This window comes from Wenzhouxiangella sp. XN24, assembly GCF_011064545.1.
Lineage (GTDB): Bacteria > Pseudomonadota > Gammaproteobacteria > Steroidobacterales > XN24 > XN24.
On record NZ_JAAMFG010000036.1, the window covers coordinates 66,934 to 78,381 of the forward strand.

Genomic DNA, 11,448 nt, shown 5'->3' on the forward strand with positions numbered 1-11,448 from the left:
ATTGAAATGCCCACTGGGCGAACGCGTTAGCGCATTTGCCAGAACCGTTTCTTTGGTGGCAACGACGGTGACTGGCAAGCCAAACCCCACCCACCCTGAACAGCTGGTTTGTTTCTCAGCTACTTGAAGACCACCGGCTTTTGCCGCTGCCTGTCGATGCTCAGGGTAAAAATATCCGGCCTGGAGTAATGTCCCGCCACATCGAGGGCGCGTTTGGCATTCACCGCGCTTTTCGCATCCACCTCGGCAAACAGGATGCCCTTTTTCTCCCGCATCGGGCCTGCCACAATTTTCCCACCAGGCATGATGACAGTGGAGTCGCCGGCATTGATCCAGTCTTCCGAGTCCGGGTAGATCACTTCCCTCTCCGGGAAACTGGACGGGATATCTTCTCGGGTCAGTGCGACGCCGCAAGATATAACCCAGCAGCGACCTTCACGGGCGATATGCTGCATAGTGCCGATCCAGGCATCACCACAGTCGTAGGTCGGTGCGACATAGAGTTGCACTCCCTGGCTATAGAGCGCATACCGCGCCAAGGGCATATAGTTTTCCCAACACAGCAAGGTTCCGATCTTGCCGACCGGCGTATCGACGACATTCAGGCCGGATCCATCACCGAAACCCCAGACCATTCGCTCCGGATTCGTTGGCATGAGCTTTCGATGCCGGTTCAGAATAGTGCCGTCATCACCAATGACCACCACCGTGTTGTAGAGCGTAGCCTGGCTCAGTTCGTCGTCTCTTTCGTTCAAGCCACAGACTATCGTGACCTTGTGCCTTCTCGCGGCCTGGCACAGAGAATCCAGGTCACCGGCACGGAGATTGACTGAACTGCCCAGCAGACGCGTGTGCAAATCTTCGCTAAGCCCCCAGTCACTTCCGGGCCGAAGCCGCCAGATCCATGCCGGATACCCTGATATGAAAGCCTCAGGGAACACGACCAGCCTGGCGCCCCCTTTTGCCGCCGTTTCAACCCGATCGATGGCTAGCTCGATCGTTTTCTCACGATCGAGGAATACCGGAGATTCTTGTACGACCGCAATTTTTCCCACCAGCATTCCTCTCTATGACGACCGAAATCGGCTCGACGTTTGCGCCCTGACGGCAGAATCATGTCGCGGGAAGACCGGATCATCGAGTTCGCTCAAGAACCACCTGACCGCAGCATAGAAATACCCTTTCACACGACATTGCGCCGCTTCGGCTCCACGCACAAGCCCGGCTGGCCCACGTCGGGCTTCATTCTCATGCGTCATCTAAGCTAGTTGGAGCCAGAATCGATGATTCGACGAGGATGGATCATGCTATCAGCCGACTCTCCACCCCGATTCAAGCTCTACTACTGGCCGATTCCGTTCCGGGGTTGTTTCGTCAGTTACCTGTTCGCCTACCGCGACGTCCCGCTGCTCGTGGAATCGGGATTCGAGACGAACGCAGACCTGAAGAACCGGCCCCCGGACGAGCAGGACGTCCCCTACATGGGTCCGCCCATGCTGCATGACCTCGAGTCCGGTCGCGCGCTGAGCCAGATGCCGGCCATCGTCCTGTACGTGGCTCCCGGGCTGGACCTGATGCCTTCGGACCCGTTCGAGGTGGCCTCGTGCATGAAGGTGCTGATGGACTGCAACGACGTTCTGATGGAGATCTGCCGCTACAACGGCTCTTCCATGTGGACGCGAGACGAATGGAAGTCTTTCCGCTCTACGCGTCTGCCTCGCTGGATGCGAATCTTCGAGGAGTCGCTACAGCGCGGATTCATCGGCCAGGCCGCGCCCAGTTTCGCCGACATCGGCGTCTATGCGCTGTTCGGCAACATGACGCGCTGCCTGCCGCAAGTCGAGCCCGACCTGCGTCAGCACGCGCCGGGCATTCATGCCCTGTGCCGGAAGATCGGCGCAGAGCCATCGCTGGCCAGGTATGTCGCGCAGCAAGAACAGGAGTACGGCAAGCTTTATTGCGGCGGCCAGATCGAGCAGTCCATCCGAAAGATGCTGGAGCTGGATGCGAAGGCCGGTTCACCCGGCTGACACTTTAGGGCGAACGGCTCGCAGCGCGCGTGAGGCGATCCCGCACCGCCAGCCAATCCGGCGTCGCCGGCGGCGCCTCCACCAGGATCAGTTCGTGGCCGACTGCGTCGAGCCGGCGCAGCGTGGCGTACAGCAGGCGACCGTATTCCGCAGCATTCGCCGGCATCGCAGTCACCGCGGCGCCGGCGGCCTCGGCGGCGGCTATGGCGTCGGGGCTGTGCGCGACGACGCCGATGCGCGGGCCGGCAGCGCCCGCGACTGTCCCGGCAAAGCGCTCCCGGAGGCCGTCCGCGGCGATGAGTTCGAGCGGCGTGGCCGGAGCGTAATGCGAGGCGAGCCGTCCGGGCGCGCGCAGGTCCCGCGGCGGGGGGTCGACCGGTCGCCCGAGCACGGCCTCGAGCTCGGCCACGGTGACGCCGCCGGGACGCAGCAAAGCCGGCTGGTCATCAATGAGGCTCAGGATGGTGGACTCGAGGCCGACCCGGCAGGGACCGGCGTCAAGGATCATGTCCACCTCGTCCCCTAGCTCGGCCAGCACATGCGCCGCCGTGGTCGGGGAGACGCGGCCGAAGCGGTTGGCCGACGGCGCCGCCAGCGCTCCCGCCGCAGCGATCAGTTCACGCGCCACCGGCTGGTCCGGCACGCGCAGCGCCACCGAGTCCTGCCCGCCGGTGACCTCGTCGGGCACCTCCGGGCGGCGCGGCAGCACCAGGGTGAGCGGGCCGGGCCAGAAGCGCCCGGCCAGCCGCCATGCCGACTCCGGGATCTCGCGCGCCCAGTCCGTCAGGGCGTCGGACGAGTGCAGGTGGACGATGAGCGGATGGTTCGCCGGCCGGCGCTTGATGGCGAACACCCGGCTCACTGCCGCCGGATTCATCGCCACGGCGCCCAGTCCGTAGACGGTCTCGGTCGGGATCGCCACCACTCCGCCCTCGCGGAGCAGCCGCGCCGCTGCGGCGACGGCTGCGGGCGATACCGGCACGGGTGCAATGATGGCCGTCATCGGGCCGCCATCACGCCGCCGTCAGCCCGCCGTCGATCATGTGGATGCCGCCCGTGCAATACGAGGACTCGTCGCTGGCGAGGAACAACGCCAGGTTCGCAACCTCTTCGTTCGTGCCGTAGCGGTTCATCGCGATACCCGCCATGACCATGACCCGGATCCCGTCTGGATCGTCGGGAAGGATCTGTTCCTCGAGAGAGCGGATCATGCGGTTGTCGATCGGTCCCGGGCCGATCGCATTGACGCGGATCCCCGTCGTCGCAAGCTCGTTGGCCGCCGTCTTCACGAGGCCGTTCACCGCGTGCTTGCTTGCGTTGTAGGGCGCCATCTCGCGCGGCCCGACGACGCCGGCGATTGACGACAGGGCGATCATGGAGCCGCCGCCCCGTTGCTGCATCGGCGCGACACAGTGCTTCATCCACAACCACACGCCGATCACGTTGGTGCGCAGGCATTCCTCGAAGTTCGCGACGGTCTGTCGCTCGATCGGCGCGGTCCGTCCCTCGGTGCCCGCGTTTGCAATGAGAATATCCACCCCGCCGAAGCGGTCGATGGTCGCAGCCACGGCGGCCGCGGCAGCTTCTTCATCCGTCACGTCGGCGACGAATGTCGCGGTGGCGCTGAAATCAGCCAGCCGCTCTGCGGTGGCCGCGAGCTTTTCAGCCGAGCGCCCCACCAGCATGACGCCGGCGCCCTCCTGCAGGAACCGCCTGGCCGTCGCTTCGCCGATGCCGCCGGTCGCGCCGGTGATGATTGCTACTTTGTTCGCGAGTCGCGTCCCTGGCATGTCGTGCTCCCTGGCCTGGTGTGGAATCGCGCTCGGGAGGCGCGAGGTGATATCGGCGAGTCGGAGCCTGTATAGCACACCGGGCGGTGCTGCGAACCACGCCAGCAAGCGGTCATGCAAAATGGATATCATTCGACGTATCGACCCGCTCGAGGAACCCGACCGATGCCCCTGAAGCTCCAGACCATCATCGCCAGCACCCGTCCGGGCCGCATCGGGCCCGCCGTCGGCAGGTGGTTCCATAGCGTCGCCCAGGCCCAGGGGCGGTTCGAATGCAGTCTCGTGGACCTGGCGGATTTCGCCCTCCCCGTTTACGACGAACCGCAACACCCGAGCAGGCAGGACTACAAACATGAACACACCAAGGCATGGTCGCGCAGCGTCGCGGCCGCGGACGCCTACGTGTTCGTCACGCCGGAGTACAATTACTCGCCGCCGCCCTCTCTGGTGAATGCGCTCGATTACCTTTACGTCGAATGGAATTACAAGCCTTGCGCATTCGTCAGCTACGGGGGGGTCTCGGGCGGCCTGCGCTCCGCCCAGGCGGCCCGACTGATGGTCAGCACGCTGAAGATGATGCCCCTCCCCGAGGGCGTGATGATCCAGATGCCATGGCAGCAGCTGGATGAAGACAAGCAGTTCAGGGCAGGGCCGCCGCACGAAGCCTCGGCGATGACCCTTCTGCCGGAACTCGCGAAATGGGCGCAGGCGCTGAAGGCGATGCGCTGATCGGCGTTGCAGCGGTGCCCGGGGATTCCCGGTGACGAAGAAGAATTCATCGCCCCGCCATGAGGGCAAGGCCGCACGACATTACGCGCCGACAAGTGGAGTGACTCAGGCGTTGTGACGCGGCCGGAACATCTGCTGTGCGAGCAGTCCGGCGACGATGAGCCCGAGCCCGACCCAGGTCGACGGCAGGATCGTCTCTCCGACGAACGCGCGGATGAAAAACAACGACAGGAACGGCGACAGGAAGATCAGGTTGCCGATGCGCGAGGCGCTCTTCGTGAGCCGCAGCGCGCTGAGCCAGAGGGCGAACGCCAGCCCCATCTCGAACACGCCGACCCAGGCGGCGCCGACCAGCCCACGCCAGTCGGGCAGCGCCAGGCCGTCGGTCAAGGCGCAAACCAGTAACACGAAGGGCAGCCCGAGCCCGAAGTTGCAGAACAACGCCACCAGCGGATCACGCCTGTCGCGCGTACTGTAAACCCAGTAAAGCGCCCACAGCACCGTGCTGCCGAGCGCCAGGGCGACCCCGACCGGGTTGGCGAACTCGAGCGCGAACACCTCGCCGCGCGTCGCGATCACCCAGACCCCCGCGTAGGCCACGAGCCCCCCGAGGACGTCGGCGCGAGTCAGGCGATGCCCGAGCAGCGGCACGGCCAGGATCGCCAGCGTGAACGCCCAGGTGTAATTCAAAGGCTGCGCCTCCTGGGCCGGCAGGCGGTCGTAGGCCTCGAACAGCACGAGGTAGTAACAAAGCGGATTGATCAGCCCGAGCGCGAGCGAGCGCAGGTAGTCGCGCCGGCTGCCCCGCAGCACCTCTGCGAACCGGCCGGTCGCGACCAGCAAAACGCCGAGCGTAAGCAAAGAGACCAGGCTCGCCCAGGCGAGCAACTGCACGGGCGACAGGTACTGCAGCGAGAGCTTGAACGCCGTGGCGACGGTGGACCAGAGCAGCACCGCGCCGAGGCCGAAGAGCATCGCGCGCTGTTCGTTGCTGAGTGGCATGCGTTACACCGCTGCGGAGAATCGCGGCAGTCTATCAGGCGCCCGTCGTCCAAAAAAAAGACGGCGGCGCCGGAGCGCCGCCGTCCCTGTTCATTGATGCAACAGGAAGCCGTGTCAGCTGATATCGAACCGGTCGAGGTTCATCACCTTGACCCAGGCCGCGACGAAATCCTGCACGAACTTCTCGCGCGCGTCGTTGGATGCATAGACCTCGGAAATGGCGCGCAGCTCTGTGTTCGAGGCGAAGATCAGGTCGACCGGGGTGGCCGTCCACTTCAGCTCACCGCTGGCACGATTCCGACCTTCGTACACGCCCTCGGCGTCCGACGCCTTCGACCAGCGGGTCGACATGTCGAACAGGTTGACGAAGAAGTCGTTGTTGAGCGTGCCGGGCTTGTCGGTGAACACGCCGTGCGCCGCCTGGCCCGCATTGGCGTTCAATGTACGCATCCCGCCCACCAGCACCGTCATTTCCGGCACGGTCAAGGTCAGCAGGCTGGCGCGGTCGACCAGCAACTCCGCCGGCGAGCGGCGGTTACCCTCACCAAAGTAGTTGCGGAAACCATCCGCACCTGGCTCGAGCACCGCGAATGACGCCACGTCGGTCTCCGCCTGGGTAGCGTCGGCGCGGCCTGGCGTGAAGGGGACCTGAACTTCATGGCCTGCGTCCCGGGCGGCCTGCTCGATTGCGGCGGCGCCGCCCAGCACGATCAGGTCGGCGAGTGACACCTGCTTGCCGCTGCGACGCTGCTTGCCGTTGAAGTCCTCCTGGATGCGCTCAAGACGCGCAACCACTTTGGCCAGTTCAGCCGGATTATTGGCCGCCCAGTCCTTTTGCGGCGCAAGCCGGACGCGCGCACCGTTGGCTCCGCCACGCAGGTCGGTACCGCGGAAGGTCGAGGCCGAGGCCCAAGCCGTCCGCACCAGTTCCGGAACGGTCAGGCCGGAACTGAGAATCTCGGCCTTCAGCGCCTTGGCGTCGCGCGCGTCGATCGGCTTGTAGTCAACCGCCGGGATCGGGTCCTGCCAGAGCAGGTCTTCAGCAGGGACCTCGGCGCCGAGGTAGCGCGCGCGCGGCCCCATGTCGCGATGAGTCAGCTTGAACCAGGCCTTCGCGAAAGCGCGCTCGTACTCTTCCGGGTTCTCGTGGAAGCGCTTGGCGATTTCGCGGTAGGCCGGGTCGAACTTCAGCGACAGGTCGGTGGTGAACATGATCGGCGCGTGGCGCTTCGCCGGATCATGGGCGTCCGGCACCAGGTTGGCGGCCTGGCCGTCGGCGGGGATCCACTGGATCGCGCCGGCGGGGCTCTTGGTCTGCACCCACTCGAAGGCGAACAGGTTATCGAGGTACTGGGTGGTCCACGCAATCGGGTTCACCGACCAGGCGCCTTCCAGCCCGCTGGTGATGGTGTCGGCGGCGTTACCGGCGCCGCACTTGTTGTCCCAGCCGAGACCGACCATTTCGACGCCGGCGGCAGCCGGCTCGGGGCCCATGCAGTCAGCCGGCTTGTGCGCGCCGTGCGCCTTGCCGAACGTGTGACCGCCCGCGATCAATGCCACGGTCTCTTCGTCGTTCATGGCCATGCGAGCAAAGGTCTCGCGGATGTCATGGGCAGCCAGCAGCGGATCGGGATTGCCGTTCGGCCCTTCAGGATTCACATAGATCAGACCCATCTGCACCGCCGCGAGCGGCCGTTCCAGGTCACGCTCGCCGCTATAGCGTTCGTCGGCGAGGAACTCCTTCTCGGGACCCCAATAGACCATGTCCGGCTCCCAGTCGTCTTCACGGCCGCCGGCGAAACCGTAGGTCTTGAAGCCCATCGACTCGAGCGCGACGTTGCCGGTCAGGACCATCAGGTCAGCCCATGACAGGCTGCGGCCGTATTTCTGCTTGATCGGCCACAGCAGCGCGCGGGCACGATCAAGGTTGACGTTGTCGGGCCAGCTGTTGAGCGGCTCGAAGCGCTGCTGCCCGCCACGGGCACCGCCGCGACCGTCGAAGGTGCGATAGGTGCCGGCACTGTGCCAGGCCATGCGAATGAAGAAGGGGCCATAGTGCCCATAATCAGCCGGCCACCAGTCCTGCGAGGTGGTCATCAACGCCTCGATGTCCTTCTTCACGGCTGCAAGATCGAGGCTCTGGAAGGCCGCGGCATAGTCGAAGTCGTCGCCGTAGGGGTTGGATTGGGGCGCATGCGCCCGCAGCGGGGTCAGGTCGAGCTGCTGAGGCCACCAGAACTGGTGTGGTTTCGCCGGGCCGTCGGCACGGGCCGGGCCGGCCATCACGGTGACGGCCAACGCAGCAATTAAAGGTATTGTTTTTCTGAACATGAGTCCTCCTCCCTGCCACGGATATCGTGGCATACGAGGCATATACTATATCTATTGCGAATACCCTTGTGATTGATATTTACTATGGCCCTGATAGGCAAACCCTATGGAGAGGGACTGCTCGTTGACGGTGGGTTCTTTTGGCGGCGCCGTCATGCTCCGGGCGTGCAAGGTGGATACACTGCGCCATGGCGCCGCAGCCGACCGGACCCCATAAGCGAGTGCAACGAGATGAACACTACGGGTGAGGGAAACTACTTCTCCCGCCGCTGGAACGGCCGGGTGCCGGTAGCGCAACTACTCTGGCGGGATATCCTCGGCGTCGGCACCCTGATCAACCTGGTGGCGACCATGTTCGCGCTTGCATCAATCACCCAGGGCGCGTCCTCCGGTCTCTCCGCCGCGCTGCATTTCGCACCGCTGCCGTACAACCTGTTCCTGGTCGGCGCCCTCTGGCGCACACCGGGGCGCAGCGAGTTTGCGGTGGGGGTGGCGATCGTCTGGCTGGTCCTGATGACCCTCGTGTGAGGCTGCTCCTGACCTGATCGATAACTTGGCCTGATTGCGGAGGAAATATGACGACGAAACCGGAACGAGACGTGGAAAAAGGCTACCCGAAAGCCGATTTCGTAGCCAAATTGCGTCGCCTGGCGGATGCAATAGAGAACGGTGACCGTTTCGAGATCCAGATCGACGGCGAACGCATCTATGTGCCGGTGCGCGCCGAGTTCACCATCGAACACGAACGCTCGGGCGACGAAGAGGAGATCGAGTTCCAGATCAAGTGGGTCAGCCAGTAGGATCGCGTCTCTCGGCAGGTTCGCTCCCCTCGCCATCCAGCGCACCGTCGCGCTGGATGGCCTCCTCGGCTTCCTGGTTCATGATCACTATCGATATGCGCCGGTTCACGGGGCTGTGAGGTTGCTCCCGGTCGAGAAGCACGGTCGACGCGAGGCCGACGACGCGCATCACCTTCTGAGGGTCCAGCCCGCCGCGCACCAGGGCCCTGCGCGCCGCATTGGCGCGATCATTGGAGAGTTCCCAGTTGCTGTAGCCGGCGTACCCGCCCGCGAACGGCGTAGCGTCGGTATGCCCGGAAATGCTGATCCGCTTGCCTGAATCCGCCAGCAGGTTGGAGACCTCGGTGAGCAGCAGTTGCGCTTCCGGCTTAAGTTCGGCACTCCCGCTGGCGAACATCGGGCGGTTTTCCTTGTCGACGATCTGCAATCGCAGCCCGTCGCTGGTGAGATCGAGCAACAGCTGGCCCTTGAACTTCAGCAGCGAGGGAATCATCTCCATCGCGGCCTCGATCTCGGCCTTCAGCCGCTCCAGCTCCTCGATTTCCCTGGCGCGCTCCAGCGCCTCCGCGGTGGACTCGCCCGGTGTGCCCCGCACGGCTTCCCCTTCCTCGAAGCGGAAATCTTCGCCCCCGGCCTGCAGCAGGGATGCCTGGTCCCCCACGCTTTGACCGCCGCTGGCCTGCACCCGCAACGGATTCTCGAAGTAGTCCGAGATGCCGCGGCGTTTCGCGTCGTCGGTCATGGCCAGAAGCCACATCATGAGAAAAAACGCCATCATCGCGGTGACGAAATCCGCGTAGGCGATCTTCCAGGCGCCGCCGTGGTGAGCGTGCCCGCGCACCTTCTTGATGCGCTTGATGATGATTACCGGCGCCGGCTCGTCCGGTATCCGGTCCATCTGGGGCGTGTCGTCCATCAGGCTACCGTGCCGCCCGGATGCTTTCCGACAGCTCCTGGAAGCTCGGCCGATCCGCGCTGAACAGGACCTTGCGTCCGTGTTCGACCGCGACCGAGGGCGCTGCGTGATGGAGCGTCGCCAGCAGCGTCACCTTGATCGCTTCGAGCGCCTTCGCCTCATCCCTGATCTTGTGTTCCAAGGCCGCGGGAATGGGCGCGATGATCGCATAGCCGAACAGGATGCCGACGAAGGCGCCGACCAATGCCGCGCCGATCATCGGACCCAGCTCTTCTGCCGGCAGGTGCAACGAACTCATGGTCAGCACGACGCCCATGACAGCCGCCACGATGCCGAAGGCGGGCATGGAATCGCCCAGCTTGTTCAACAAGCTCAGCGGCACCTCGGTCTCCTGGTGATGGGTGTCCAGTTCCTGGTCCATCAGCGTCTCGAGTTCGTTGGGATCCATCGAGCCGGTGATCATCATGCGCAGGTAGTCGCACAGGAACTCGATGACGTGGCGCTCGGCCAGCAGCGTCGGATATTTTTTGAACAGCGCGCTGTCCTCGGGCTTGTCCACCATGTCCTCGAGTGACATCAGGCCGTCCCGGCGCATCTTGTTCAGCAGCTCGTACAACAGGCACAGCAACTCGGTGTACAGCGCCTTCGTGTATTTCGGTCCCTTGAAGGCGCTCGGCAACAGCTTGATCACGGACTTGAGCGCACCGGGGCTGCAGGACGCCACGAACGCGCCGACGCCTGCGCCGACGATCATCAGCAGCTTGACGGGATGAACCAGCACCGCGAGGTGGCCGCCGGAGACCATGAAGCCGCCGAACACGACGATGATCACTACCACCCAACCGATGATCAACAGCATCGTTAGTTCCTGCCGCTAGTCCTGCTCTGGGCCCGCCGATGGCTCACCCATGTCGATATCTATGTAGCCCCGCTCGATGGCGCGCTCGAGTGCGGCGAATGCGTTCTTTGCTTCCGAGTAGGTGACGCGCAGCGCCGGCAACGCCTCGAACGCGGCCGCGGCCTCGGGCGAACCCGGTTCGAACTCGCTCAGCTCGATCGACTTGCGCAGGTACGCCGCTCGCCTGCAGGCGACCAGCCGGCCGAGGTCCATGAAATTCTGCCGGCTGAGCGCCGGGATCTCGTCATTGATGATCTGGCGGTTGGCGGTCCAGATATCCCGTGCCAGCTCTTCAAGAAAATGACGCTGACGGCGCAGCTGTCGCTGATCGTCTTTTTCGAACATGTCGTTGCCCATGGGAACCAGCCTGAAACCCGCTTCTTTACGGGATATCGGCCAGGGAGCCCGGGGCTTGAGCAGGGAGGCCGCATACGCAGATCGCAGTCGCGGCTACCGGGTTGAATGCTATAAGAGTGCAGCGACCAGCATCACCAGCGTGGCGACGAATCCCACCGCCCAGATCAACGACCGGAGCAGGAACACGCCGGACGCGTAGGCGGGCACATAAAGGATGCGGGCGACCAGGTAGGTCCAGGCCGCCGCCTCGGTGGTCGCTGACGAGGCCTGGCCGAAAACCACCACCAGCACGGCGATCGTGAACAGGACCAGGGCTTCGAAATGGTTGTCCAGGGCCCGTTGCAGGCGGCCCGCCATGCCCTGGGCCTGTTTCTGCACATCCCGGTTTCCGCCGGTGTACGCGGGGCCGAGCTGCAGGTTGACGGGTACCGCCATCAGGACGTACTGGACGAACTGCAGCAATGCCGCATAGCCGAGAATCTTGAGTTCTACGGGCATATCAATTTCCCCTGGTCACCAACACTTGTGTGATGCACGACTCGACATGCTCGTGAATTTAACAGCATCGCCGGCGCCTAGGTAAAACCCGGGGCGG

General features: G+C 64.2%; 13 protein-coding genes. 4 read left to right on the plus strand and 9 right to left on the minus strand.

Going from position 1 to position 11,448, the window contains the following annotated elements; all coding sequences use genetic code 11:
- Positions 1–119: 119 nt before the first annotated feature.
- Complete coding sequence (locus tag G6032_RS12430; protein ID WP_165282478.1) at positions 120–1,055, minus strand: carbon-nitrogen hydrolase family protein; 936 nt, start codon at positions 1,053–1,055, stop codon at positions 120–122.
- Positions 1,056–1,304: 249 nt separating this feature from the next.
- Here G6032_RS12430 and G6032_RS12435 point away from each other — a divergent pair, with 249 nt between their 5' ends.
- Positions 1,305–2,030: a glutathione S-transferase family protein gene (locus tag G6032_RS12435; RefSeq protein WP_165282479.1), complete on the plus strand. Its 726-nt coding sequence runs from the start codon at positions 1,305–1,307 to the stop codon at positions 2,028–2,030.
- A gap of 4 nt (positions 2,031–2,034) precedes the next feature.
- Here G6032_RS12435 and G6032_RS12440 read toward each other — a convergent pair whose 3' ends face one another.
- Entirely contained in the window at positions 2,035–3,033 is a 999-nt protein-coding gene (locus G6032_RS12440) for an L-threonylcarbamoyladenylate synthase (RefSeq protein ID WP_165282480.1), read from the minus strand.
- A 10-nt stretch (positions 3,034–3,043) separates the two neighbouring features.
- On the minus strand, positions 3,044–3,820 hold the full coding sequence (locus tag G6032_RS12445; RefSeq protein ID WP_165282481.1) for an SDR family NAD(P)-dependent oxidoreductase: 777 nt from the start codon (positions 3,818–3,820) through the stop codon (positions 3,044–3,046).
- A gap of 165 nt (positions 3,821–3,985) precedes the next feature.
- On the opposite strand from G6032_RS12445, the gene G6032_RS12450 reads away from it, so the two are divergent.
- Positions 3,986–4,549, plus strand: a complete 564-nt coding sequence (locus G6032_RS12450) for an NAD(P)H-dependent oxidoreductase (protein WP_165282482.1) — start codon at positions 3,986–3,988, stop codon at positions 4,547–4,549.
- 105 nt (positions 4,550–4,654) lie between these two features.
- Here G6032_RS12450 and G6032_RS12455 read toward each other — a convergent pair whose 3' ends face one another.
- Both G6032_RS12455 and katG read right to left on the minus strand, forming a co-directional pair.
- Positions 4,655–5,551: a DMT family transporter gene (locus G6032_RS12455; protein ID WP_165282483.1), complete on the minus strand. Its 897-nt coding sequence runs from the start codon at positions 5,549–5,551 to the stop codon at positions 4,655–4,657.
- 114 nt (positions 5,552–5,665) lie between these two features.
- Positions 5,666–7,834 (minus strand): catalase/peroxidase HPI, encoded by a 2,169-nt coding sequence (gene katG, locus G6032_RS12460; RefSeq protein ID WP_276611072.1) that lies wholly within the window; start codon positions 7,832–7,834, stop codon positions 5,666–5,668.
- Between the two features lie 279 nt (positions 7,835–8,113).
- On the opposite strand from katG, the gene G6032_RS12465 reads away from it, so the two are divergent.
- Complete coding sequence (locus tag G6032_RS12465; protein WP_165282485.1) at positions 8,114–8,410, plus strand: hypothetical protein; 297 nt, start codon at positions 8,114–8,116, stop codon at positions 8,408–8,410.
- Between the two features lie 47 nt (positions 8,411–8,457).
- A complete protein-coding gene (locus tag G6032_RS12470) occupies positions 8,458–8,682 on the plus strand; it encodes an amphi-Trp domain-containing protein (RefSeq protein ID WP_165282486.1) in 225 nt (74 codons plus the stop codon).
- On the opposite strand, the gene motB is transcribed toward G6032_RS12470, so the two are convergent.
- The 4 genes from motB to G6032_RS12490 all read right to left on the minus strand — a co-directional run bounded on the left by motB (position 8,672) and on the right by G6032_RS12490 (position 11,351).
- Positions 8,672–9,598: a flagellar motor protein MotB gene (gene motB / locus G6032_RS12475; protein ID WP_240902285.1), complete on the minus strand. Its 927-nt coding sequence runs from the start codon at positions 9,596–9,598 to the stop codon at positions 8,672–8,674. The two genes, G6032_RS12470 and motB, sit on opposite strands and share 11 nt — an antisense overlap.
- Before the next feature lie 4 nt (positions 9,599–9,602).
- Positions 9,603–10,457 carry a flagellar motor stator protein MotA gene (gene motA, locus G6032_RS12480; protein WP_165282487.1) on the minus strand — a complete coding sequence of 285 codons (855 nt, stop codon included), beginning with the start codon at positions 10,455–10,457 and terminating at the stop codon, positions 9,603–9,605.
- A gap of 15 nt (positions 10,458–10,472) precedes the next feature.
- Positions 10,473–10,853 carry a hypothetical protein gene (locus G6032_RS12485; protein ID WP_165282488.1) on the minus strand — a complete coding sequence of 127 codons (381 nt, stop codon included), beginning with the start codon at positions 10,851–10,853 and terminating at the stop codon, positions 10,473–10,475.
- A gap of 108 nt (positions 10,854–10,961) precedes the next feature.
- The gene (locus tag G6032_RS12490; RefSeq protein ID WP_165282489.1) at positions 10,962–11,351 is read right to left on the minus strand and encodes an MAPEG family protein; all 390 of its coding nucleotides are present in this window, start codon (positions 11,349–11,351) and stop codon (positions 10,962–10,964) included.
- Positions 11,352–11,448 lie beyond the last annotated feature (97 nt).